Here is a 24,520-nt window from a genome sequence, read left to right on the forward strand (position 1 = left end):
TGCTTCCAAATCCATCCACAGCTTATCGCAATACTATATATTGAATCTTGTGGAGAACTACCTCCCCCATCTTGTGGTCTAGCTCTCAGTAGATACGATATATTGAGGATAAGGCGTAAAAACCTTAAGAAGAACACTATATATAGTGTCAGCGGCCTTTCGGCTGGCACATAGGCTAATAAGGGACCTGAATTATGGCTTGGACTGAGGACCGCGTTGCGACTTTGACAAAATTATGGGCCGAAGGATTATCGGCCAGCCAGATCGCCAAGGAGCTTGGCGAAGTGACACGTAACGCTGTAATTGGCAAGGTTCACCGCCTTGGTCTATCTGGCCGCGCAAAACCGTCTCGGCCTAAACGTAAAACGACGAAAAAAGCAGCGACGGGAACGACGCCTGCGCCAAAGCCGCGCGCGCCGCGCACGCCGTCGGCGCCCCGCACACCCGAGCAGATCGTGGCCGCTGCCGCCGTTCCGGCCCCGCCTCCCCTAGAAGCCAAGAAAATGTCTAATGGGGAATTTGCGACAATTCTCACCATTACAGATCATATGTGCAAGTGGCCAATTGGTGACCCCTCCAAATCCGAATTTCGTTTCTGTGGCCGGAAAACAGAGGAAGATGAGCCTTATTGCGTGGCCCACTCTCGTGTAGCTTATCAACCGAGCCGCCGCCGAGGGTCGTCCAGTAATACCAAGGCCATTGGCCCGAACCCAACCTCTCGAAAACGCCTGCGTTAGACCATAAGAATATTGGAAAAGGCGCCTCAACGGCGCCTTTTTTATACCTGCTCCTCAAGGTATTCATCGAGCCAAAGCCCCAAAACGCGACATTTTTCCAAGCTCTCTGATCACTTGGTTTTTGAAAGCCTTTTTCTGAGTGATATAGCTGACAACTTCATATTCTACCTGATCCGCATCATAAAAATAAAAGCGCCGCCCCGGTTCATAATCTCCGTAATTTCTTGGTATGAGGCCTTCTGCAACAACACGTTTTTCAACGGCGTTCAAATCTTCAACGACCAAAGCGATATGGTTAAGCCCTCCTCGTAAATTGTATGTCTCTATAGCCCCCTCTTGAATGCCGCCCGGGCTATAGAGGGCAAGGTAACTATGATCATTACCGACATGGACGGTATAACCACTGCCGAGGCTAGGCCCCTCCCACCTTATATCCCACCCAAATAATCGGTGGAGCATAGACGCCGTTTTTTTAGGGTCCTCGACTGTTATATTTACATGTTCCAATGTTGCTTTTTCCATGGCGTTTTTCCTTCTCTTGTCATTAACGCCGTTTAAAGCTACGACCTCAAGTTAAGTTGAGGTCAAGCGCAAAAATGAAAAAAGCCAAAAAAGTCATTTCGATCGGCAAAATAGCGAAAAGGACAGGGGTCGCCGTCTCCGCCATTCGGTTTTACGAAGAAGCTGGGCTCGTAACGCCCGAACGGAATAAAAGCGGACAACGCGTATTTGAATCGTCTGACATACGCCGTATATCCTTTATCATCATTGCACAAAAACTAGGGTTTTCGTTAAAGCAAATAAAAGCCCAGATGGATATTTTACCAGACGGGCGAACACCTTCACTCAAAGACTGGGAAAAGATTAGTCAAAGTTTCAGCATTGACATTGAAGACCGTATTCTTGCTCTCACGCGCCTCAAGGAAAAGCTAACAGGCTGTATGGGGTGCGGGTGTTTGTCCCTGTCGCACTGCGCCTTGTACAATACTGACGATATGGCCGCACAAAGCGGGACCGGGCCACGTTACCTTTTGCAAAAGAAACAAGCGAAACAAATTAAAGTGGATTAAAGGGAACAGAATGCTATAGGTAGCGTATAAACTTCACCCAATGAGGGGTGAATTAAAAATAAGGGGACACTCAATGTCTGATAATAACGGATCCGGAAAAGGGATATATTTCATCGTCGGCGCACTTGTCATCGCCGTACTTGGTTTAGGCTATATGTATATTAGTGGCCAATCTGCAGACGAGCCTGATTTGGCGATTGAAGTCGATGAAAATGGTATTGATGTCGACTCTAACTAGGTCGACCCTCTCTAAGATTTAGAAATAACTTCTAGAAACGCTTCGCCAAACCTGTCGAATTTCGTTTCTCCAACGCCCGATACCTCTAGCATATTATGTCGGTGGGTCGGGCGTTTTGCTACCATATCCATTAAAGTTGCATCTGAAAATACGACAAAGGCCGGTTTCCCGAGTGCCCGCGCTATCTCCGATCGAAGCGCCTTAAGCTGAATGAGCAAAGATTGATCCTTATCAGACAAATCAGTCTGTTTCTTGGCTTGCGCCGTACGCTCGGCGCGGCGGGTGGATTTGATCGGTGGTCTCATGTGAAACTCGCCCTGCCCCTCAATCATTGCCTCCGCCTCGGGGGAGAGTGTCAGAGCACCGTAACGGGAAATATCCATGCCCAGTAGACCCCGCGCTACCGCTTGGCGAATAAGCGCTTGCAAAAAAGCCTTCCCGCTCGATTCCGCCCGCCCAAAGCTCGGCAAATTATCATGATTGAATTGTTTGATGCGGTCGGTGTCTTCACCGCGGGCGACCGCCACGATATGGGTCGTCCCAAAACGTTGACCCGTCTGAGCAATGGACGCGAAAATGGCCCGCGCCGCAGCCGTGGCTTCAACCTGTTCCGGCGGGTTAAGACAGTTATCGCAATTCCCACAGGGCGCGGTTGTTTCGCCAAAGTAATTCAGCAGGGCCTGACGGCGACAGCCGGACGTTTCGCAATATCCAATAAGCGCATCCAGACGCTTAAATTCGCGCATTTGATGATCCCGATCACTCCCGTCATTGGTAATAAACTGACGGCGCAAACGAATGTCATCCAAACCAAATAGAAGCGCCGTCTCCGCTGGGAGGCCATCCCGACCTGCGCGACCGATCTCTTGGTAATAAGCTTCCATCGAAGACGGCAAATTTGTATGATAAACGAAACGAATATCCGGCTTGTCTATACCCATTCCGAAAGCGATTGTTGCGACCATTATAATGCCGGGCTCGGCCATAAACCGGTCAAGGTTTTCGAACCGATCTTCGGAAGTCATACCCGCATGATAAGGCAAGGCCGTATAGCCCGCATCATTTAAAGACTTTGCGTAAGTCTCTGTATTCTTACGGGAAAGGCAATAGACAATTCCCGAATTACCTTTTTGATTGATCAAAAGATTATTTAATTGCCGAGGCCGATTATCCACGGGAAGGACAGTCAGAGACAGATTGGGACGATCAAACCCGTGCACGATAATTTTGCCACGTCGGCTGAATAATTGCTGCGCGATGTCTTCGCGCGTAGCGTCGTCCGCCGTCGCTGTGAAGGCGGCAAAATTACTCTCGGGAAACAAGTTATGGAGTCGGGTCAAGTCGGCATACTCGGGACGAAAAGCGGGGCCCCATTTAGACACGCAGTGCGCTTCGTCCACGACAAACAAGGAAGGGTTCAAGGCTTTCATTGCGGATAACATCCGCCCGGTCATAAGCCGCTCAGGCGAGACATACAGTATCTTGCTCCTGCCGTTTGTGACGTCTCGCCACTGAGCAATATTCTCTTCGCGGCTTTGGCTAGAGTGAAGACAGGAGGCTGCAATGCCGTTCGCTCGTAGGCCTGCGACCTGATTATCCATCAGCGCCACAAGGGGTGAGACAACAATGGTCGGGCGCGGCAAAATTTGCGACGGCACTTGATAGCAAAGTGACTTCCCGGCCCCGGTCGGCATAACGGCCAGAACGGGTTCTCCTTTCAAAACGCCTTGAATTATATCCTCCTGTCCGGGACGAAAGTCGTCGAATCCGAATGTGGATTGCAAGATATCAAGAGGAGTCGGCATGGCTTGCGTGGTCATAGATTTATGCGCCGGTCTTGCAAGAGCCTTTTCTCATCTTCAGCTCCCCTCTGGCCCTAGACTAAGGTGCAAACTGCGCTGATTTAACCCTCGCCCGAGCGTCTCGTTCGCGTTAAAGCCCCCCTTAAATTATTTGACCCCGTTATTGAAAGGTCAGGCAAACGTGTCAGACGAACAGGATATCGATATATCCCGCAGCAGCGGGGCCGCTCTTACCGCGCAAATCGAAGACGACAAGACTAAGAGGGGTAAAGCCAAGAGCATAAAGCCGCTGCGGCAGCTCTGGCCGTTCATTGCCCGCTATCCCCTCACCCTTACCTTGTTCTTGATCGCTCTATTGATTGCAGCCGGACTAAACCTCGCCTTGCCGTTGGCAGCCAAAGTGATAATTGATTGTGGCTTTATTGGTGATACAGAGCCCTTGGCATATTGTAGCACCTACGCCTTGGGTGGTAATGTTGAAAGTCTGACACCCTATTTCGGGTTCGCTATTGTTATCGCAATCACCTTAGCCATTTTCAGTTCAGCACGATTTTATTTCATTAGCATGTTGGGCCAGCGCGTTATTGCTGACATCCGCAAAGCGGTCTTCGGCAAACTTACCCGCCTTGATCTCACCTTCTTTGAAACCTTGCGAACAGGGGAAGTTCTGTCCCGTCTGACGACTGACACCACGCTGATCGAAACCGTTATTGGGTCTTCGGTGTCATTTGCTCTCCGTTCGGCTGCGGTGACCATTGGGGCCATTTTGTGGATGTTCTTTGTCAGTTGGGAGCTAACCTTGCTGGTTCTCCTTATTGGCCCCATAATACTTGTTCCGGCTATATTTATCGGCAGGTCTATCCGAAAGCTCTCCATGACTAGCCAAAACAATCTGGCACACGCCTCTGCCCGGGCCGGAGAAGCTATCGGCGCGATTGCGACCGTGCAGGCCTTTACGAGAGAGGCTTATGAGCGGAAGTCTTTTGATGTCGCAGTCGAAGACACCTTCAGCGCAAATAGAAAACGGATATTTGTTCGATCAATTATGACACTCGTTATATTTGGGGTTGGCCTGACAGGCATGGTAGGCGTTCTCTGGTACGGTGCCAAGCTTGTCAGCCAGCCTGGCTCAGACATGACTGGTGGCTCAATTGCCCAATTCATATTTTTGGCTATTACGGCGGTCTCAAATGTCGGGTTTCTCACAGGAACATGGACGGAGCTCCTCCGTGCGTCAGGCGCAACAGAACGGGTCATGGAGTTATTGGGAGAAGACCCCGCTATACTGGCACCATCCGAATCCAGTGACTTCAATTCTGCAACGGGCGCAATCGCTTTTGAGAATGTCACCTTTGTGTACCCGTCCCGTCCGACCGAGAGAGCATTGCAAAATGTTCAATTCAACATTCAGGCCGGAGAAACCGTCGCTCTGGTCGGCCCGTCCGGGGCAGGAAAATCCACCGTCTTCCAGCTCTTGTTACGCTTTTACGATGTTCAATCCGGCGAGATTAAGTTAGACGATCTGCCAATCACCCAAATGTCCCCGCAAAATCTGCGTGAGCAATTTGCTATTGTGCAACAAAACACGCCTCTCTTTTCCGGGACTGCTTTGGAAAATATTCGCTATGGTCGAGAAGGCGCGACAGATAACGAAGTTATTGCCGCCGCTAAGGCTGCCTTTGCGCATGAGTTTATCGAAAAACTGCCTGAGGGTTATAAAACCGACCTCGGCGAGTCTGCGGTCACTCTTTCGGGCGGACAAAGACAGCGTCTCGCCATTGCAAGAGCGATTTTACGCGACGCGCCTATATTGCTTCTAGACGAGGCGACCAGCGCTCTTGACGCCGAAAGTGAGCGCGCCGTTCAATCCGCTTTTGAAGCCATGTCCAAGACCAAAACGACATTAGTTATCGCCCACCGTTTGGCAACTGTGTTAAAGGCCGACCGGATTATTGTCATGGATGAAGGCAAAATTGTCGAAATCGGCACACATGAAAGCCTATTGGCCCAAGACGGCCTTTACGCACGTCTCGCCGCGCTACAATTTACGTCAAGCTAGAGCTTTAAAACCTAAAGGCCGTGACCTTTTACGAGCGTTGGCACGCGCGCCAATATGTCAGCAGATGTCATGTAAAGGACGTTCCCGTCAGGGCCGCCAAAAGTTACGTTGGCAACGGGCTTCCCTGTCTGGATGAGGCCTAAACGTTCACCTTCGGGCGAGATCATTAAAACGCCGCCAGGCCCCGTAGCATAAAGGCGGCCTTCTATATCAACCGCCATACCATCGGCATTACCGCGCACTCCGGCCGCAATGTCCTCTGTGGCGTCCAACAAGACTGCGCCGTCTCCAACCGTGCCGTCATCCGCAACAGGGTATGTTTTCCATATTGTATCTTCGGGGTCAGAGTTGGCAACATAAAGCGTTGAACCGTTCGGTGACAAAATAATTCCATTAGGGCGAGTTAGCTTATCATCAATCAGCGTGACGTCTCCGCCGGGCGTGTAAGCATAGACCCCATTGAAAGAGATCTCTTTCGCTTCAGAGTCGTTCCCTTCAGCCAATCCATAAGGCGGGTCCGTGAAAAATATCGCTCCGGACTTATGAACAACCGCGTCATTCGGACTATTAAACTTTTTGCATTCATACTTATCCACGATCAGGCGCTTGTCTTTTGTGTCGAGGTCCATTGCATAAAGACCGCGTTCGCCGTGGCTGGGCAGCAAAATTTCATTTTCGCCGTACCGGATTAGGCCATTCGCCCCGGGCGACCCCATCCAATTTGGTTTCTCACCCGCAAAGCCGGAAGGCTCTAAAAACTTGGTTAGCCCCTCACCGTCCTTATAGCTCCAGATGATATTTCCAGGAACGTCTGTGAACAATAAACGCTCGTCTTCAGCGATCCAGACCGGGCCTTCTGACCATCCAAAAGACCCGCCAAGGTTTTCAATTTTAGCGTCCTCGGCAATGATACCCGGCGCGTTCATTTCGATAGAACCGATATAATTTTCAGAATTTGATTGCTCCGTCTCGAATGCCTGCCCCTCGGTCGAAGCAGGCGGTTCAGGAGGCTGGTTGTGTTCCTCATTACTACAAGATGCTAGGATAAGAGTTGAAGCGGCGAGCAGGAAGAGTTGTTTCATTTTTTCAGTACCATGGCGGCGGCGCCGTAAAGAGCGACAAAATGTGCTTTAATAAGCCTTACCGGAATCTCTTTCACAAACCAAGATCCATGGCCTCTCTCCCGAAAACGGGTTTTGAATTCTGATTCATCCAGAAATGGAGAGACGTGCCTAGAGACACCGCCACCAACCACGATCCCTCCGGACGCCCCCATTGTCAGCGCCGCGTTTCCGGCAAATCCGCCGAGAATATTGCAAAAGGTAATGACGGCTAAACGGGAAACGGATTTGGGATTGGCTTCGGCAGAGGCGACGATTTCGTCCGGCTTGCGGCAGAGACAATCTTCTCCGCGAATTGAGCAAATTGCTTTGTAGAGACGCAGAAGGCCGGGCCCGGAAACAAGACTCTCGACGGACACATAAGGCATTTCTTTTAGCTGATGAAGCAATACTTCGCGTTCGAGATCGCTTTGCGGAGAAAAGCTGACATGCCCTCCTTCGGTTGGCAAAATGCGCAGCGGGTTTCCCGGAACAATCAAAGAGATGCCAAGTCCGGTTCCCGGGCCAAGGACAGCTACCGGTTTGTTATAATTGACCTTTCCAGGCATAAGAATATCAAACCCATCATCTGGCACTACGGTCGCCCCATTGGCCATCGCGACAAAGTCATTAAGAACGACCACAGTTTCAAACCCGAATGTCCTGCGCAAATCGTTTTCCGAAACGATCCAATCAATATTGGTCATTTTGATTTCATCATCGAATTTCGGGCCAGCAAAAGCAAAAGCAGCCTTAGTCGGTTTTACGCTCTGGTTCTCCAGATAAAACTTCACAGCCGTATTGAAATCAGGGAAATCTTTGACAGAAAAACGCTCTGAATGATGAAGGTCTATTGTGCCTTGAGCGCTAAGCTCTGCGAAGGCAAACCGACAATTCGTCCCCCCAACGTCTCCGACAAGTATCGCATTACTCATCCGTTAGGGTTCCTCAGATTTTGCGCCCAATGCGGATCCCCCAGGACTGACGCTCCGGCTTCGGCATTATCTGCACGAGACCTCATGGGTTCGAACATATTCATGCCCAGACCAGAAAGGTTTTCCGCTTTCGGCATGATAGCAGGCTCCCGGTCTCGTAGATTGTCCTCTGTGATGACTTCGACTTTTCCATTGGCGGCATCCAGGCGAACAATATCCCCCGTCCGAACTTTCGAAATTGGGCCTCCATGGAGAGCCTCAGGATGGATATGAATGGCAGAAGGTACTTTACCTGACGCGCCGGACATACGCCCGTCCGTTACCAGAGCAACATTGAAGCCTTTATCCTGAAGAGCGCCTAAAATCGGCGTCAACTTATGAAGCTCTGGCATGCCATTGGCCGCAGGTCCTTGAAATTGTAAAACAGCAACGAAGTCGCGTTCCAACTCTCCAGCCTTATGCATTTTGACCAATTCATTTTGATTGCAAATGACGATTGCCGGAGCTTCGACCAAATGATGCTCTTCTTCCACGGCTGAAATCTTGATCACGCCGCGCCCGATATTTCCTTCCAGCAAGCGCAGCCCGCCATCTTTGCGGAATGGTTTATCAACTGAAGAGACGATTTCGTGGTTCAGACTTTCTTTGGGGCCCTGACGATAAACAACCGGGTCCGGGTCAGCATGGGCATTTTTGATGGGCTCGCGCGTGTATTCATGCAAGCCGTCCCCTCCCGCCACAGTCGTGACATCCGTATTTAATAGCCCGGCCTCAATCAATTCATTGACCAGATAGGCCATCCCGCCCGCCGCATGGAAATGATTCACATCTGAAATACCATTCGGGTAAATCTTACAAATCAGCGGCACAGCGTGCGAGACTTCGGCGTAATCATCCCAGTTGATTATAATCCCGGCAGAGCGCGCAATTGCGGACAAATGAATGGTAAGGTTGGTAGACCCTCCGGTTGCCATCAACCCGACTAGACCGTTCACAATCGCTTTTTCATCAATGATGTTACAAGCGGGCGTAAACTCTTCCCCCATATTTGTAATCGCGACGAGACGGCGGGTCGTTTGCGCCGTAATCGCGTCTCGTAAAGGCGTGTTCGGATGAACAAAAGATGCGCCGGGCAATTGCATCCCCATGATTTCCATCAGCATCTGATTGGTATTTGCCGTGCCGTAAAACGTGCAGGTTCCTGGAGCGTGATAAGACGCGGATTCAGCTGCGAGCAATTCTTCGCGTCCCACTTTACCCTCAGCAAAGAGCTGTCTAACTTTGGCCTTTTCGGGATTGGTTATGCCCGACGGCATTGGGCCTGCCGGAGCAAAGATATGCGGAAGATATCCGTAACGTAAGGCCGCAATCAGCAGCCCCGGGACGATCTTATCGCAAACCCCAAGATGCATAACCCCGTCAAACATGTCATGCGAGAGGGCAATTGCGGTTGAATAGGCAATAACATCGCGTGAAAAGAGCGATAATTCCATTCCGTCTTGGCCTTGGGTGACCCCATCACACATGGCTGGAACGCCGCCCGCGACTTGGGCTGTCGCCCCGGCGCGGCGCGCGGCATGTTTAATTATAGACGGAAATGTCTCAAAAGGCTGATGCGCAGACAGCATATCATTATAAGCGGTGACGATGCCGATATTAGCCCATTTCGCGCCTAATATTTCTGTTTTCTCCAAGACTGGGCAAGCGGCGCTCGCATGGGCTACATTGCCTTCGGATAGACGCTTGCGGCGCGGACCGGGCCGCATATTTTGCTCGCAATCGCGTAGATAAGCAGCGCGAGTTTTTTTTGACCGCTCGATAATTCGGTCCGTTACTTTTTTGATCGTCGGGTTCATAATCTATGCTCCCTCATGAGTGAAAACATGGAGGCGGGCCTCGGCGGCGCGCAAAGTCGTAACAGGGGTTTCGTGGATTTCTTTATCCGCGCTCTTTTCCCAGACGGCCTTTTTTGCCCGCCCTGGAATTAATAAAAACACGTTATGAGCACGCATGACAACGGGAAGGCTCACCGTAATCCGATCATCAAAACCACTGCCTCCGCCCTGTCCCGAGGCGTCTTGCCAAACGAGTGAGTCAACGCCGCCAATTTCCAAGGCGGCATCAAGTGTTTCTGATCCCGGAAACCATGAGGCAGTATGGCCATCGGTTCCCATACCCATGACACAAACATCCAATGGCCCAGGAAAGGTGCTATCAAATATTTTCGCGATATCCGGAGCGGCGTTTTTGGCCTTTGGCGCGTCATTGACGAGCGGCACAAATGTAGCTGCAGCGGCGAAGTTTTGTAGCAATGATTCTTTGATAAAACTGGCATTGGAGCCGTCTGCCCCTTCTGGAACCCAGCGTTCATCCACCAGACTTACTGTTACATTTTTCCAATCCAACGGTGCGCGGCTCAATGCTTCATAAACAGGTTTGGGACTAGAACCGCCGGAGACTAGGAGACTCGCTTTTCCGCGTTTCAGTAGAGCGTCTTCTAACCGCACCCGAATGGCTTCTGCGGCCTCGCTTACATAATCCTCGGCATTGCTTGCGACGTGATAATTATATCCTGATGTTGGCATGTCTAAGCCTCCGACCAAGAATCGCCCAAGTCCATCAACATCTCGCTTGCGGCTTCAGGGCCGTCTGTCCCGGCAAAATAAGGGCGGGTAATCTGACCTGTTTCATCCCAAGCCTCTAAAACGCTGTCCACCCAACGCCACGCGGCTTCCACTTCGTCGCGGCGCATAAACAGGCTCAAATTGCCTCGTACCACATCCATCAAAAGACGCTCATAGGCATCCGGATATCGCACAGTAAAATTATCAGCATAGGAAAGGTTGAGCGGAAGCGTTTTCAACCGAAGTCCCCCTGCCCCCGGCTCTTTAATTTCCATGAACAAGCGCACAGCCTCATCTGGCTGCAACCGAATAACCAGCTTGTTGGCGTTTATTTTTGTGTCTCCCCCGAAAATAGAATGGGGAACAGATTTAAACTGTATAACTATTTCGGAACGGCGACTGCTCATGCGTTTGCCTGTCCGCAAGTAGATCGGCACCCCGGCCCAGCGCCAGTTTTTAATTTCGGCATGTATGGCCACAAAAGTTTCCGTCTTGCTTTCTTCTACATCTACATCGACAAGATAGCCGTTCACAGCTTTGCCGTGGACACGCCCATTCGTGTATTGCCCTCGAACTGTTTTCTCTTTGACATTCTCAACGGTAATACGCTCAAGCGCCCGTAATACCTTGATTTTTTCAGTACGCACATCATCTGCCCCCAAAGAAGACGGGGCTTCCATCGTTGAGAGGCATAAAAGTTGCAGCAGGTGGTTTTGAACCATATCTCGCAAGGCTCCAGCAGAGTCGTAATAAGCTCCGCGGCCGCTCACGCCGATATCTTCGGCCACTGTAATTTCGATATGTTCAATGGCGTTGCTGTTCCACAGAGGCTCCAGAAGGATATTTCCAAACCTTAAAACGAGTAGGTTCTGAACTGTTTCCTTGCCCAGATAATGGTCGATCCGGTAAATTCGATTTTCATCAAAAACCTGCGCAACCCCCTCATTAATTTCATGGGCAGAGTCAAAATCCGTTCCGATAGGCTTTTCTAAAACGACCCGGGATTTTTTATGCGCGAGCCCGGCTTTTTTCAGACCCTGACAAATCCCCGCGAACATAGAGGGCGGCATAGCGAGATAGAAAACCCGGATCAGTGAATTTTCATCATCAACAGCTTGGTCCAAATTCGACCAATCTGAATCTTTCAGCACATCAATCGATACATACTCAATTAGATTCGTGAATTGCTTCCAACTTTCCGGATCGAGCTTGTCGTCCTTTTCGAACTCGCAGTAATTTTCATGGATAATCTCAATAAATTCTTCTCGGCTGTGCTCACTACGCGACACTCCAATGATGCGGGAATTAGCGGGAACCTGTCCGTCTACAAATCGGTGATAAAGCGCCGGAAAAATCTTTCGACGCGCCAAATCTCCGGTCGCGCCAAAAATGATCATCTCAAACGGTTTTACAGGTACGAAGGTAGAACGCGGCGTTTCAGCCTCACTTTCCGTTTCCGTGTTGGACCGCTGGCTTTTCTTCTCAGTCACTGACATCTTCCCCTTATGTTATATACACAGAGATAAATCGAGTATGACAGCGCTGTCAAACCATTTGAAAGAATTAGCTGCCTTGAATAAGGGCGGAATCCCTAACCACAAGCTTAAAATCAAGGTTGTGCGTCGAGGCTGGTTTGTTTTTCAAGGCTGGATCCACCAAAACTTTTACGGCCTGATACCCCATCTCATAGATTGGTTGCTGAACCGTCGTGAGTTGGGGGAAAAGGATTTTTGCGAGAGGCGTATCGTCAAACCCGCAAACCGAGAGGTCATCGGGTACAGCTATTCCGAGTCGAGAAGCCACCGAAACAACGCCTGCGGCCATGTCGTCATTTGACGCGAAAATTGCCGTGGGGCAAGCGCTACGATTTCTCAAAAGTTCTTCAGCCGCCGTGACCCCTGAGCGAAAAGAGAAGTCGCCTTGTTTGACCTCATTGCGACCCACCGGCAAATCAGCGTTAGCCATCGCTTTGCGATACCCTTCGTAACGAAGTGCCGTGGCGCTATGTTCTATGTGGCCTTTTATAAATCCGATGGATTTGTGACCCTGCGCAATGAGAAACTCCGTCATTTCCTGAGCGGCTTGGATATCATCCATTTTAACCGAACTAATTCCGTTTTCCCTTCCAGACGGCGCGACCAAAACAAACGGAATTTTCATCGTTTCCAGAGCTTTCACAACCCCCGGGGAATCGCTAAGCGGTGGTGTTAAAATCACACCGTCGACTGGCAAGCGATGTAAGAGATGGCGAACCGCTTCTTCTTGGCTGGCCTCATCTGCCTCGTCGGTAAGATCTAAGGGTTCAGGAACCAAATGGTATCCGAATTTGCGGCACGCATCGATGGCGCCTGACTGAATTTTTGCAATGTAGTAAGGGCTAGGATTGTCATAGACGAGAGCCACAAGGTATGACCTTGAACTCGCCAGTCCCTTTGCCGCCAAATTCGGCGAGTAACGGAGCTCGGTGGCAACCGCGAGAACTTTTTCCCGCGTTTTTGTCGCCACATTAGGCTCGTTGTTGAGGACGCGGGATACCGTTTTCATCGAAACGCCAGCCACTTTAGCTACATCGGTAATAGTTGCTTTCATGGCCCTCTCATCTGCGTTCTTTCGCATAAGTAAAACGCAGCCTCGCTTTTCTTTAGAGTGAAACAGATTCGTCAAAAAATCAATAAAATGCGATTATATTCTCTACTAAAACGCCTAATTTCTGTATTTCTCCAATACCTAAAACGTAGATTTACTTTATCCTTGTTTGACAGCGCAAAAACGACTGCGTAGCTATTTTTCGAACACAGTTTTCAAAATGAAATAAGAGCTAACAATCATGACCAACCTCCTTAAAAAGCTTGAAGGCATCAATGTCGTGCCAGTGGTCACTCTGGACAACGCAAAAGATGCTGTCCCGCTTGCCATAGCGCTGCAAGCCGGCGGTATAAACGCTATTGAATTGACTCTTCGTACCGAAGCCGCGCTTGACGGAATAAGAGCCATCAAAGATGCAAACCTTGGTATTTTGCTAGGCGTTGGAACTGTCATTAATAAAGGTCATGTTAAGGCCTGCGCCGAAATTGGTGTCGACTTCATTGTCACTCCCGGGACCACCCCCACCCTGATTAAGGCCATAGCCGAAGCTGGAGTACCAGCCATACCCGGTATCAGCACAACCGGGGAAGCCGTTGCTATGATTGAGGCAGGCTATGATTTTGTGAAGTTTTTCCCGGCAGAAGCGAACGGTGGAATTAAGGCCCTGAGAGCAATTGGCGGTCCGTTAACACAATTAAAGTTCATGCCAACAGGCGGTATTAATCAAGGTCTAGTTCGCTCATATCTTGACGTTTCATCGGTGGTCACAGTTGGCGGATCTTGGGTCGCAGACAAGGGCAATCTGGCCGATAAGAATTGGGACGCAATTACAGAAAACGCAAAAATTGCTCAATCTCTATAAGCGAAATTTCATCTGCGTTTTTGGTATGATCAAATCAAAAAGCCCGGCCAATTGACCGGGCTTCTTTGCAACAAAATTTGAAACATTTAATTCAAGCAAACTGCCTGCCCTTCATTAGAGACCAATCTGACGTCAGAGATAGAAACCTTAATCGGATCGTCGCTTTCTAAAATGAATGGCGCCGCGACATATTCCATTTCCGACCCATCGGCAAAACAGGACAGCTTCACGGAGACATCAGTCCATTCGCCTTCCTTTAGAAATGAGGTCAGGTTTTGTGTCTCTTGACAGGTTCCCCCGCAGTCTGTTCCGAGCATAAGCTCTCCATTTATTGGCTCTTCAGCTCGCATCCGGATGTATACAGCCATATCTCCGGTATTCTGGCGTGAAAGATCAACAGGCGTTCCGCGAAGTTCAAATCGTGCATTGCTGTTTCCGGACCATGTCAGTGTCCGTATATTTTCCTGAACACCGTCATCAGCCGAGATAATAGACACTCCCTGCGCTGGAGATGTAGCTTTGGTTGTTTTGACCGTCGTTTTCCCGGTCTCATCGCTCAACACAATTGTCCATGGGAACACCGCTTTACCGGCTTTGAAAAATTCGGAATCATTTTTCGCAGAAAGCTCAATTCCCGCTTCTTCAGAAAGCTGCCCGACCTCTCCGGGCTGAGCGTAGGACAATCCGTAACCATAGGCAAAAAGCGGGTCATACGATTCGCCGTCATAATTCAGCGGAGTTTGAAGAGGCGTACGCGGCCACGAATAGGGTAAGACCCCTTTAAAGTCATAAGCTATATTCCCACTGCTTTCGCTAAAGAGAACATCTGCGGCATAGCCACCTTCAGAGCCCGGCAACCAAGCGGCAACGAATGCGTCAGAGGCATTGATTTCGCGGTTCATCCAAAGCGGGCGACCGGAGAGGAATATAGCAACAACAGGAATACCTTCTGCTTTATATTTCAACAGTCTGTTAAGGTCGGTGTCATCGCCCGGTTTGTAAGCAAGGGTATCAATGTCACCTTTAAATTCGGCATAAGGTTCCTCCCCGAAAACAACCATCGCGACGTCGGGTTTATCTGTATAGCTTCCGTCTCCTGACAGAGTTACGCTTCCTCCCGCAGCAACAACATGGCGTTTCACACCGTCGTAAATTGAGCTCCCCCCGGGGAAATCGGAATTCTCATTTCCGGTGCCCTGCCATGACAGTGTCCATCCTCCGGATTGTTTTCCGATATTATCAGCCCCATCCCCTGTCATAAGAACATTCAATGTAGGAGATAAAGGCAGAACACCGTCATTTTTTAAAAGAACCAAAGATTCACGCACGGCTTGACGCGCAACTTCTTTACTCTCCGGATCTTGCAAAAGATCATACTGGCCTGCCACGCCTCGGCTGCTTGGCTTACCGGCCTCGAAAAGTCCGGAGCGCAGTTTGACCCGCAAAATACGGCGGACGGCGTCATCCAACCTCGCCAGGTCAAGCAAGCCATTTTCAGCCTGTTTTAAAGTGTTTTCGAAAAGACCTTTCCAGCTATCCGGCGCCATATACATATCCAAGCCGGCATGAAGCGCGGCGGGGCAATCCTCTGTCGTGCAAGAGTCGATTTGCCCATGAGCGTTCCAATCTCCGACCACAAATCCGTCAAAGCCCATTCGCCCTTTCAGAACATCTGTTATTAGGCCTTTATGGCCCGTTAATTTTTCACCTTGCCAGCTTGAGAATGAAATCATTACAGATTGCACGCCGGCTTCCAGGGCAGCCGGATAGCCTGCATTGTGAATGTCACGAAGGTCTTCTTCAGTATCAACATTATCGCCCTGATCACGGCCTTGGATAGTACCACCATCGCCAATAAAATGTTTCGCAGTGGCAATTACGTGATCGCCCTTCAACCAATCATCGCTGCCGACCGGGCCTTGAATACCCTCAATTAATTCGCCCGCATAAGAAGCTGTTACCTCGGGATTTTCGGAATAACCTTCGTAAGTGCGGCCCCAACGGTCGTCTCGCACCACAGCAAGCGTAGGAGCGAAAGTCCATTCCTGAGCGCCGATTCGAATTTCCCGAGCCGTAATCTCGCCTATTTTACCGAGAAGTGACGGGTTTCGTGTCGCGCCCAATCCGATATTATGCGGGAAAACAGTGGCGCCGGGAATATTATTATGTCCGTGAACAGCGTCCGTTCCCCAGATCATCGGAATAAACGGCGTGTCGCCCTGATATGCATTTTTAGAGGCTTCATAAAATTCATCTGCGAGGGCAACCCAATCCGAAGCAGGCGAGCGATTATCTCCGTTCGGTGCCGAATTTCCGCCATTCAGAATGGAGCCCAGAGGGTATTTTTGGATATCTTCCGGAGTAATAGACCCAACATCAGCTTGGATCACCTGCCCGACTTTGTGACGTAGTGTCATTCGGGACATGATATCTGAGATCCGCTGCTCCATGGCCGGATCCAGACCTACCGGACTTTCAACCTTAGGCCAGATTCTGGGATTGACCTGCGCTGATTTATTGGATGCCGGCACCTGAACATCCGAATTGTCACTTCCCGTAGGAGTTTCGCATCCGGTTAAAACGAAAATTGCCAACAAACTGGCAGTAGTGTTGAGTAACAGGTGACGCATAATGGCCTCGAAATATAGAAAGCTTAAATAGCTAAGGTAGTTTCAAATTTTTCCAGCACATAAAAACTTTTTAGCGCGGATAACGATTATGAAAAAGGCCCGGGACGAGGTCGCGGGCCTTCAAATTTTTCTTGCGATGCCTTAAAAAGTAAAGCTACCAACAATCGAAACGCGGCGGTCATTTTCGAACCGCGAACGTAAGAAGCGATCCCCTTCCGGGTTAATCTGACTGGTTGTTTCCGTCACTTCCGACAGTAGGTTCACGCCCTGAACGCCCAATTGGAAATTATCCGTAAATTGATATTTAAACGAGGCATCCACCTGCCCAGTACTCTCGTTATAAATCGGCAAACGAGAAATTACGTCGAGTGTTGTGAGCAAGAAGTCTGATCGCCAGTTATAGGCGAGGCGCGCTTCTATTTTGTCGTTTTCATACAGACCCACAAGATTAACTGTGTGTTTGGAAAGGTTTTCCAAGCCTGACGGGGTAAAGGCGTCTGCGAAGTCTTGTTGTCCGCTAGCCCTGTTTATATCTGCCGTAGAGTTCGGGATCGCCGTTTGATCTACATAGGTATAGTTCGCCTGAAGTCCAAAGCCGCTGAAGAAGCCCGGCAGGAAGTCATAGAATTGCTGGTAAGCTAGCTCGAAACCTTTGATCTTACCATCTCCGTTGTTTTGTGGACCATTGTAACTTGCCCCTGCAACAACAGGTCCGCCAATAGAGCTACCGGGTGCGTCTGCCACAATGATAATATTTTCAATATCCTTGTAAAATGCACTGGCGGTGAATGATCCGACGTCGTTGAAGTAATATTCAAGAGACGCATCGAAATTATTAGACAGTGTAGGCGCTAAGGCCGGGTTCCCGCCTGAAACGACATAACGATTGAAAGTTACATCTGGTACGAACGTCGCCGGATCGGATCCAGGAGGCGGAGCTTCGACGGTGAATTCACCAGCTGTGTTCCGGAACGCCCTTAGCTGCCCAACGGAAGGCCGGCTAAGACCCCGCGCGGCGGCCAATCGAAGGACCAAATCATCTGTTAGTCCAAATTTAATATTAAAAGAGGGGAGAACATCTGTTCGATCTACTTCCGCTGTCACATCCGTAGATGGTTGAGAAAGAACCTGACAAGCCGCAACTGCATCCGGCAACAAATTGACATCCGCTTGAGAACAGACGCCATTTGGCTGGAATTGAGCCGCGCCCATTGTTTTTAGTTTTGTATTGATGACTCGCACGCCGTAATTGCCGTCTATCGAAATCCCGCCCAAGGCGTCGACTGAATCGTCTCCGAAATCGACACGTGCATAGATGGCGTGGGTTGTCTCAACCGCATCCGTAATTTCGCCTGGTGTGAAGCGGTCATCACCTTCTAGGTAGATTAGACCACCAGACGCATCTCTACCCCCATAACCTCTTAAATGATTTCCGGCGCTCGGGAAATTCGCATTTCCCTGGGTAAAGTCTACGAAAGAACGATAATCAGCGAGAAGGTCTGTTGAGATAAACAAAAACTCGTTGTTACCTTGCAAGACATCCCCCCGTCTGAAGTTATCATAAGTGAAGCTTTCGGTATTGGCTCCGACTTCAGAAAAATCAACTTCACCCCCGGCCCAGGCTTCGGACAAGTTGCCCCAGTTATAATTAGACCATTTAGTTAGCTGATCACGTTCGGCGAAGCGGTAACCGGCCCGTACGCTTTTAAAGAACCCGTCCGTATCGAAATCATATTGGACGTCCCCACGCAGCGCCAATTCATCGCCCTCGGAATCTTCGAAATGGTCCATCGCCGCACGCCAATAGGTGCTAGCCGGGTCTGTCAGACTGGAATATTGGCTTCCTGGGCGCAGAATATATTCAAGCGTCGGGTCGGGATAACTTCCCTGATTTATCTCTGCTCCATTTAGATTGACGATTTGATCAACCATTTGCGCCGCTAAACCTGTGATATCAGAGTTTTCGGTCGTGGCTTTCACATATTGCGCATCAAAATTGAACTTAAGACGATCTGTTGGTGTATACTTCAAGTTAAAGCTTAGATCATTTGTCACGGATTCCGTATCAGAAACACGTGAGAATTGAGTCATACGAATGCCCGGACGGCCATACCACCCTGCTGCGTCAGAGGTCAGTATTCCGCTTTGGAAAAGGCTGTCACCCGCCACTTGAACGCCGCATGTATCGCGGGTCTGGCAGACCGTTGTTGGACTTCCGATCGGCGATGCGGTGAAGTCACCCCGATTGAAAAAGCCGGAACGCTCGATCGGATCCTCTTCACTTTGTAGCGTATGCTCTGTCCAAGCGTTGGTAGTTTCTGACCGAATGAACTCGGCAGTTGCAACAGTTTTGCCGTCGTTCGAGCCCCACTGTCCAACAAGAGAAAGACCAACTCTATCGCGGTCAAAGTTTTGCGTCCGAATATTCACGCCTGACGGGGCTAACAAATTGTTCGAAGCGGCAGGGTCTCCCGGCCCTGTGAATGTTGGGTTATAAGGATATAGACCACCAAACTGCACCCCGTCAGAACGAGACTTCAGATTTGAATAAGAGCCTGACGCCAAAAATCCAAATTCGCCTGCCTTCGTATCAAACCGTTTTGTTACCAAACCGGAGACGGAAGGTGAAAACTCTTCGGCCAAGTCGGTATAGGTTCCATCGAGTGTGGCCGCGAACGTATCTTCAGAGCGATCAAACGGCTTGAGCGTTTTTAGATTTACGATGCCTGAAATGCCACCTTCAATCATGTCAGCCGTTTGGTTTTTGTAAACATCAACACCGCCTACGAGTTCAGGCGGAACGTCTTGGAAACCAAGGGCGCGGCCATTATTCGCTGTGAAAGCGTCACGACCATTAAACTCTGAACGAACATAAGAGAGCCCGCGAATAACGACACCGGAGCCTTCGACAGAGAAGTGATCCGGATCATCGCCCGCTGCGAAACGAGAAATAGAAACGCCCGGCACGCGTTGGATGGCTTCAAGTACTGACCGGTCCGGCAAGGCCCCGATATCCGAGGCCGTTATCGAGTCGACAAATGTGTCTGCATTACGTTTTATCGCTTGCGCATTTTCAAGTGACTGACGAATACCCGTTGCAACAACCTCATCGACGTCGTCCTCTTCTTCAATGCCTGAATCTTGTGCAAATGCGGTGGTGGTCATCATAGCCGCGACCAAAACTGCAGCAGAGCCTCCGCGAAGCATGCGACGCATCACGGCCTTATGGTCAAAATCATTATTCGGTTCTATTGTCACGGTGATCCCCTCGAACGTAATGTGGCGAGTCGTTGGCCGACTCTGTGAATTGCTTTATCAGAAACCAAAACTGACAGCGTTGTCAATTCCAAATATGAAAAGTCTTACAAAAAGGCCAAACTGTTGTTAAAATGTCACAATCCGACTGTTTTTATCGCATTTTTAGGTCAAAACCCTCTGTTTTAGGCCTTGTCGATCCGATTTCTCTCTGACATTGACGTCCAAAAGCGTGAATTGCGCATGGGGATAAATGATGTCGTCCAGTACGAATTCATTCAAAACAGACGATACGCCAGCGATAAAAAAGGTAGTAATTGTTGGCGGGGGTACCGCAGGTTGGATGACGGCCGCCGGACTATGTTCCGTGCTTGCCCCTCTGAATTTGGACATCACTTTGGTGGAATCAGAAGCGATTGGAACCGTCGGGGTCGGCGAAGCCACCCTGCCCCATATCCGGTTTTTTAACCGTAAGCTCGGTATTGATGAAAACGCACTGATGAAAGCGACAAAAGCAACCTATAAACTCGGCATTGAATTCAGAGATTGGGGTAAAATCGGCGACAGCTATATTCACCCTTTTGGTGATTTCGGATTTCCGATTAACCGCTGTGGTTTCCATCATTACCTAAGCAGGGCTCACAAAATGGGCCTACCGTCTCATCTTGACCAATATTCCGTGCCCGTAATGGCGGCTCGGAACGCGAAGTTCCAACCGCCCCACTCTGATACCGAAAATGTCCTGTCTACTTTCGGATATGCCTATCAGTTTGATGCAGGGCTTTACGCAAATTTCCTTCGTAAGTTTTGTGAGAACCGCGGTGTCACGCGGATTGAAGGGCGGATAAATGAGGTCTCACAAAACAAAGAAAGCGGCGAAATTGAATGTGTCATTTTGGAGAACGGTGAGAGCTTGACCGGAGACTTCTTCGTAGATTGTTCGGGTTTTCGAGGATTGTTGATTTCTCAAACCCTTAACGTGCCTTACCGGAATTGGACAGAGCACCTTCCCTGCGACCGCGCGGTCGTGGCGGCCTGCTCAGCGGCCGGTCCGGAGCTTCCCTATACGAGAGCCACAGCTAAATCCTCCGGTTGGCAATGGCGCATTCCCCTGCAACACCGCGTCGGAAACGGATATGTGTACTGCAGTGAGTTCATCAGTGATCAAGAGGCTGAGCGGTCAATGCTCGGCGACTTGGAGGCGCCGCCAAACAGCGAACCAAAGCGTCTGAGATTTACGACGGGGCAGCGTCAAAAAAGCTGGGTTAAAAACTGCGTCGCCATAGGCCTATCCGGCGGCTTTCTTGAACCCTTGGAATCTACAGGCATTTATTTAATCCAAGAAGCGATAACAAATCTGATCGAAATGTTTCCAACGCAAACAAGTTATGACGTTGACCGCAAGGAGTATAATCGGCTCATGGATATTGAGTTCGAAAGGGTAAGGGATTTCTTATTACTACACTATGTGGCCACCACTCGCAGTGATAGTCCATTTTGGCGACACCTGACGTCGATGGACCTGCCGGCGAGTCTGAAACATAAGATGGATCTTTTTAAATCCACTGGCCGAGTCGTGAGTTACGAAATCGGAGCCTTTAAAAAACCAAGCTGGCTATCAGTTTATTTTGGCCAAAACATTATTCCAAAAGGTGTCGACCCGCTTAGCCTTCATATGCCTGACTCGGTTCTACCCGAGCAATTGAACTCCGTCGCAAAAACCGTCTCCAACGCGGTCGCCCTTATGTCCGGTCACGGAGCCTATATAGATCAAGAGTGTCGGGCAGAATGAACGAGATTAAAAACATTCTTATAAAAGGTGTGGGCCTCGTTCCCGCGATGGCGGCGGCCTATCTCGGCCGAATGCTGCCGTCCCAATACTACCATGTTTCATGCTATAGCGACGCCAGCGATTTAGAGTCAGAAATTCATCTCGCGACGCTTCACCCGGACACGCGGGAGTTCAATCGTCTTCTCAAAATAAAAGAGGTCGATTTTCTTCGGTCTTGCGACGGTGTGTTTTCCCTGGGAGACAAAATTACGGATGAAATAGGGCATGACTATTTAAACACCTTCTGTCCCTATGGTTTGTCGATTGGCGGTGTAAGTTTTCGATCCGCGCTTCAAAAATTAGGAGCGTTTGAGAAACTCTCTGATTGGGAAGATTGCAATCTCGCCGCGAGAATGGCCCGTAAGGGCAAATTCCTCCCGCCTGACCCTCAGGGCCGGCCCGTTATTGGCGATTACACCTATGGATACCAAGTCAATCCCGCATCCTATAGGGAGCTATTATTAAAGCAGGCGATGGCTTTCGGGGTATTAATCAATCCAATATCGGAGTTTATTCCAGAACGCCATTCCGAGGCCTTTTTCATTATAGATTGCGAAAAGTCGCATTTTTGGGACACAGACCTTGCGCCTGAGAGTAGCGAAATGTTCAACCATGTCCGACATCATATTACGGGCGAATATGTGACGACCCAGATCAATTTCCAAAAAACACAATACGAGATGTCAATCAATGCGGATGAGTTTGTGCCTGCTATCCCTAAAGACGGGGGCAGGCTATGGAGAGAAAATACTCTGTATCTTTCTTATATGCCACGCTTACTTCCCTTTTTAGGGACTCCGTCTCGCCTAATTCAAATTTCACTGCATCACCTTCTCAGCCTGTTTCCTTCAGGTGAAACGATGGGGGCCGAGCGAGCTGAGTTTAACAGTATTATGGGCGAAATAATTTCACGGTTTGCAGATTTCCAATCCATATTATTGGCCAGCTCGAGCTTCAAAGCGCAGTCTTTTGAATCTCTCTCGGACGAAGCTCAATTTAAGCTCAGAGTTTTTTCGGCCCGGGGGCGATTATCCGTTTTAGACGGCGACACATTATTGCAAGATCAGTGGATATCCATGCTGCTTGGACAGGGTATTTGGCCAAACGGCCTGAATCTGATCTCCAAGGGCCTGTCAGACAATCAGATTGACGCCTTTCGCAAAGACTATGGAGACATCGTCGATCAGGCGCTTCGCCAAATGCCAGATACGGTCGATTTCATTCAAAACACCTGCCCGGCTTTAGGCTCCTATGAAAGCCGACGTAATGTCGATTAAGTCGCCCATAAAGTCCGTTGTTATTGCCGGAGGCGGAACGGCGGGATGGATGGCCGCCGCCGCCCTTTCCCGTATGTTGGACAGTTCCGAGGTCGATATTACCTTGGTAGAATCCGAAGCCATCGGCACAGTCGGCGTGGGGGAAGCCACTATCCCCAATATCGCTACATTCAACAAAATGCTGGGTATCGAAGAGCGCGATTTTATGGCGAACACCCACGCCACAATTAAATACGGAATTGAATTCGTCGGTTGGACGAAAGACGGTGAAAGTTATTTCCACCCGTTCGGCACCCATGGACGAGATATGATGGGAATGTCTTTTCACCAGTTTTGGCGAAAGATGCACGCTTTGGGCAAGGCGAGCAGGATTGAGACCTATTCGGCAACTGCCATGGCGGCAAAGCAAGGCAAAGCCTGTCTGCCCTCCCGGGATCGCAACTCCCTGATGTCGACATTGGCACACGCCTATCAGTTTGACGCCGGACGCTACGCCGCCTTCCTTCGGAAATATTCTGAAAATAATGGCGTGACGCGAGTGGAAGGAAAAATCACCAATGTTGATGTGAATTCGGAAAGCGGGTTTATTGAAACACTCTTACTCGACAATGGCAAAACCTTAAGCGGCGAGTTTTTTATTGATTGTACCGGGTTTCGGGCGTTGCTCACCGAAAAGGTGATGGAAACATCGTTTAGGGATTGGTCCCATTGGCTTCCCTGCAACAGCGCTTTGGCCGTCGGCAGTGAGAAACTGCCTGACTCCCCGCCCTACACCAGGGCAACAGCTAGAGAAGCAGGGTGGCAATGGCAAATCCCTCTGCAGCACCGTACGGGCAATGGACATGTGTATTGTTCCGATTTCATGTCGGATCAATTGGCCGACGAAATACTCCTTAAAACGCTCGCTTCCGCGCCTTTAGCATCTCCGAAACAGCTACGGTTCACAACGGGGCAGAGAGAGAAAATGTGGACAAAAAATTGTCTTGCTCTTGGTCTCTCCGGGGGTTTTTTGGAACCGCTGGAGTCTACCTCTATTTATCTGATTCAAGCAGGTATCAGCAGGCTTTTGGCGCTCTTCCCTGATACGGGGTTCAATGCAACTGAAATCGATGAGTATAACAAGCTCATGGATCTGGAATTTGCGCAGGTTCGAGACTTTTTAATTTTGCATTATGTCGCGAATGAGCGTCGAGGCGAGCCCTTCTGGGATTACGTGCGAAACATGTCTATCCCGGACAGTCTAAAACGAAAAATTGACTTATTCAAAGGTCGGGGTAGGTATTTTCGATACGATGGAGACTTGTTCACGGAAACAAGTTGGATCGCTGTTTTCCTGGGACAAAATATTGTGCCTGAAGGTTACAACCCTCTCGTAGACAGTCTACCAGAGAAGGAAGTTGAAAACCGCTTAAACGCCATGAGGGCGGAGCTGGCGCAAGCTGTGCCACAAATGCCGGAACATGACGTTTTTCTTTCGCGCTATTGCCCTGCGCCAAAGTCCGAATAGGATTCTC

Annotated in this window: 18 protein-coding genes; 8 read left to right on the forward strand and 10 right to left on the reverse strand. The window is 49.7% G+C overall.

The genetic code is table 11. The annotated features are described in order from the left end of the window. Positions 1-194 precede the first annotated feature (194 nt). Positions 195-737, forward strand: a complete 543-nt coding sequence (locus ACNA05_RS01190; protein WP_415809541.1) for a GcrA family cell cycle regulator — start codon at positions 195-197, stop codon at positions 735-737. Positions 738-800: 63 nt separating this feature from the next. Here the strand turns inward: ACNA05_RS01190 and ACNA05_RS01195 are convergent, their stop codons facing one another. Beyond that, positions 801-1,259 (reverse strand): VOC family protein, encoded by a 459-nt coding sequence (locus ACNA05_RS01195; RefSeq protein ID WP_415809542.1) that lies wholly within the window; start codon positions 1,257-1,259, stop codon positions 801-803. Positions 1,260-1,333: 74 nt separating this feature from the next. Here ACNA05_RS01195 and soxR point away from each other — a divergent pair, with 74 nt between their 5' ends. Continuing rightward, a complete protein-coding gene (gene soxR / locus ACNA05_RS01200; protein ID WP_415809543.1) occupies positions 1,334-1,807 on the forward strand; it encodes a redox-sensitive transcriptional activator SoxR in 474 nt (157 codons plus the stop codon). 73 nt (positions 1,808-1,880) lie between these two features. Beyond that, a complete protein-coding gene (locus tag ACNA05_RS01205; protein WP_415809544.1) occupies positions 1,881-2,045 on the forward strand; it encodes a hypothetical protein in 165 nt (54 codons plus the stop codon). A gap of 11 nt (positions 2,046-2,056) precedes the next feature. Here ACNA05_RS01205 and recQ read toward each other — a convergent pair whose 3' ends face one another. Further along, positions 2,057-3,865: a DNA helicase RecQ gene (recQ, locus tag ACNA05_RS01210; RefSeq protein WP_415809545.1), complete on the reverse strand. Its 1,809-nt coding sequence runs from the start codon at positions 3,863-3,865 to the stop codon at positions 2,057-2,059. A gap of 163 nt (positions 3,866-4,028) precedes the next feature. Between recQ and ACNA05_RS01215 the strand changes: the two genes are divergently transcribed. After that, complete coding sequence (locus ACNA05_RS01215; protein WP_415809546.1) at positions 4,029-5,906, forward strand: ABC transporter transmembrane domain-containing protein; 1,878 nt, start codon at positions 4,029-4,031, stop codon at positions 5,904-5,906. A gap of 11 nt (positions 5,907-5,917) precedes the next feature. Here ACNA05_RS01215 and ACNA05_RS01220 read toward each other — a convergent pair whose 3' ends face one another. From ACNA05_RS01220 to ACNA05_RS01245, 6 genes are all read right to left on the reverse strand, one after another. Further along, positions 5,918-6,988 (reverse strand): SMP-30/gluconolactonase/LRE family protein, encoded by a 1,071-nt coding sequence (locus ACNA05_RS01220; protein WP_415809547.1) that lies wholly within the window; start codon positions 6,986-6,988, stop codon positions 5,918-5,920. Further along, entirely contained in the window at positions 6,985-7,941 is a 957-nt protein-coding gene (gene glk / locus ACNA05_RS01225; RefSeq protein ID WP_415809548.1) for a glucokinase, read from the reverse strand. The genes ACNA05_RS01220 and glk overlap by 4 nt, the downstream gene beginning before the upstream one ends. Then, positions 7,938-9,797, reverse strand: coding sequence for a phosphogluconate dehydratase (edd, locus tag ACNA05_RS01230; protein ID WP_415809549.1), 1,860 nt, complete (start codon positions 9,795-9,797; stop codon positions 7,938-7,940). Before edd ends, glk begins: the two co-directional genes overlap by 4 nt. A 3-nt stretch (positions 9,798-9,800) precedes the next feature. Further along, positions 9,801-10,526 carry a 6-phosphogluconolactonase gene (gene pgl, locus ACNA05_RS01235; RefSeq protein ID WP_415809550.1) on the reverse strand — a complete coding sequence of 242 codons (726 nt, stop codon included), beginning with the start codon at positions 10,524-10,526 and terminating at the stop codon, positions 9,801-9,803. 2 nt (positions 10,527-10,528) lie between these two features. After that, positions 10,529-11,962 carry a glucose-6-phosphate dehydrogenase gene (gene zwf / locus ACNA05_RS01240; protein ID WP_415810101.1) on the reverse strand — a complete coding sequence of 478 codons (1,434 nt, stop codon included), beginning with the start codon at positions 11,960-11,962 and terminating at the stop codon, positions 10,529-10,531. A 166-nt stretch (positions 11,963-12,128) separates the two neighbouring features. Next, a complete protein-coding gene (locus tag ACNA05_RS01245) occupies positions 12,129-13,154 on the reverse strand; it encodes a LacI family DNA-binding transcriptional regulator (protein WP_415809551.1) in 1,026 nt (341 codons plus the stop codon). A 238-nt stretch (positions 13,155-13,392) separates the two neighbouring features. Here ACNA05_RS01245 and eda point away from each other — a divergent pair, with 238 nt between their 5' ends. After that, positions 13,393-14,013 (forward strand): bifunctional 4-hydroxy-2-oxoglutarate aldolase/2-dehydro-3-deoxy-phosphogluconate aldolase, encoded by a 621-nt coding sequence (gene eda, locus ACNA05_RS01250; protein WP_415809552.1) that lies wholly within the window; start codon positions 13,393-13,395, stop codon positions 14,011-14,013. Positions 14,014-14,099: 86 nt separating this feature from the next. On the opposite strand, the gene ACNA05_RS01255 is transcribed toward eda, so the two are convergent. Together ACNA05_RS01255 and ACNA05_RS01260 are read right to left on the reverse strand one after the other, a co-directional pair. Further along, the gene (locus tag ACNA05_RS01255; RefSeq protein ID WP_415809553.1) at positions 14,100-16,643 is read right to left on the reverse strand and encodes a glycoside hydrolase family 3 protein; all 2,544 of its coding nucleotides are present in this window, start codon (positions 16,641-16,643) and stop codon (positions 14,100-14,102) included. A 141-nt stretch (positions 16,644-16,784) separates the two neighbouring features. Next, positions 16,785-19,808 carry a TonB-dependent receptor gene (locus tag ACNA05_RS01260; protein ID WP_462937952.1) on the reverse strand — a complete coding sequence of 1,008 codons (3,024 nt, stop codon included), beginning with the start codon at positions 19,806-19,808 and terminating at the stop codon, positions 16,785-16,787. 346 nt (positions 19,809-20,154) lie between these two features. Here ACNA05_RS01260 and ACNA05_RS01265 point away from each other — a divergent pair, with 346 nt between their 5' ends. Genes ACNA05_RS01265 through ACNA05_RS01275 form a run of 3 tightly spaced genes read left to right on the forward strand, consistent with a single transcriptional unit; the run spans position 20,155 to position 24,513 of the window. Further along, positions 20,155-21,690, forward strand: coding sequence for a tryptophan halogenase family protein (locus ACNA05_RS01265; protein ID WP_415809555.1), 1,536 nt, complete (start codon positions 20,155-20,157; stop codon positions 21,688-21,690). Then, the gene (locus ACNA05_RS01270; protein WP_415809556.1) at positions 21,687-23,006 is read left to right on the forward strand and encodes a tryptophan 7-halogenase; all 1,320 of its coding nucleotides are present in this window, start codon (positions 21,687-21,689) and stop codon (positions 23,004-23,006) included. The genes ACNA05_RS01265 and ACNA05_RS01270 overlap by 4 nt, the downstream gene beginning before the upstream one ends. After that, entirely contained in the window at positions 22,996-24,513 is a 1,518-nt protein-coding gene (locus tag ACNA05_RS01275) for a tryptophan halogenase family protein (RefSeq protein ID WP_415809557.1), read from the forward strand. The genes ACNA05_RS01270 and ACNA05_RS01275 overlap by 11 nt, the downstream gene beginning before the upstream one ends. Positions 24,514-24,520: the final 7 nt, after the last annotated feature.

Origin of the sequence: Litorimonas haliclonae (assembly GCF_965138505.1) — a bacterium.
Lineage (GTDB): Bacteria > Pseudomonadota > Alphaproteobacteria > Caulobacterales > Maricaulaceae > Litorimonas > Litorimonas haliclonae.

Bases quoted from the DNA above. Each gene is read 5' to 3' on its own strand.
- ACNA05_RS01190 (WP_415809541.1), top strand. From the start codon at position 195: ATGGCTTGGACTGAGGACCGCGTTGCGACTTTGACAAAATTATGGGCC.
- ACNA05_RS01195 (WP_415809542.1), bottom strand. From the start codon at position 1,259: ATGGAAAAAGCAACATTGGAACATGTAAATATAACAGTCGAGGACCCT.
- soxR (WP_415809543.1), top strand. From the start codon at position 1,334: ATGAAAAAAGCCAAAAAAGTCATTTCGATCGGCAAAATAGCGAAAAGG.
- ACNA05_RS01205 (WP_415809544.1), top strand. From the start codon at position 1,881: ATGTCTGATAATAACGGATCCGGAAAAGGGATATATTTCATCGTCGGC.
- recQ (WP_415809545.1), bottom strand. From the start codon at position 3,865: ATGACCACGCAAGCCATGCCGACTCCTCTTGATATCTTGCAATCCACA.
- ACNA05_RS01220 (WP_415809547.1), bottom strand. From the start codon at position 6,988: ATGAAACAACTCTTCCTGCTCGCCGCTTCAACTCTTATCCTAGCATCT.
- glk (WP_415809548.1), bottom strand. From the start codon at position 7,941: ATGAGTAATGCGATACTTGTCGGAGACGTTGGGGGGACGAATTGTCGG.
- edd (WP_415809549.1), bottom strand. From the start codon at position 9,797: ATGAACCCGACGATCAAAAAAGTAACGGACCGAATTATCGAGCGGTCA.
- pgl (WP_415809550.1), bottom strand. From the start codon at position 10,526: ATGCCAACATCAGGATATAATTATCACGTCGCAAGCAATGCCGAGGAT.
- zwf (WP_415810101.1), bottom strand. From the start codon at position 11,962: ATGATCATTTTTGGCGCGACCGGAGATTTGGCGCGTCGAAAGATTTTT.
- ACNA05_RS01245 (WP_415809551.1), bottom strand. From the start codon at position 13,154: ATGAAAGCAACTATTACCGATGTAGCTAAAGTGGCTGGCGTTTCGATG.
- eda (WP_415809552.1), top strand. From the start codon at position 13,393: ATGACCAACCTCCTTAAAAAGCTTGAAGGCATCAATGTCGTGCCAGTG.
- ACNA05_RS01255 (WP_415809553.1), bottom strand. From the start codon at position 16,643: ATGCGTCACCTGTTACTCAACACTACTGCCAGTTTGTTGGCAATTTTC.
- ACNA05_RS01260 (WP_462937952.1), bottom strand. From the start codon at position 19,808: ATGACCACCACCGCATTTGCACAAGATTCAGGCATTGAAGAAGAGGAC.
- ACNA05_RS01265 (WP_415809555.1), top strand. From the start codon at position 20,155: ATGTCGTCCAGTACGAATTCATTCAAAACAGACGATACGCCAGCGATA.
- ACNA05_RS01270 (WP_415809556.1), top strand. From the start codon at position 21,687: ATGAACGAGATTAAAAACATTCTTATAAAAGGTGTGGGCCTCGTTCCC.
- ACNA05_RS01275 (WP_415809557.1), top strand. From the start codon at position 22,996: ATGTCGATTAAGTCGCCCATAAAGTCCGTTGTTATTGCCGGAGGCGGA.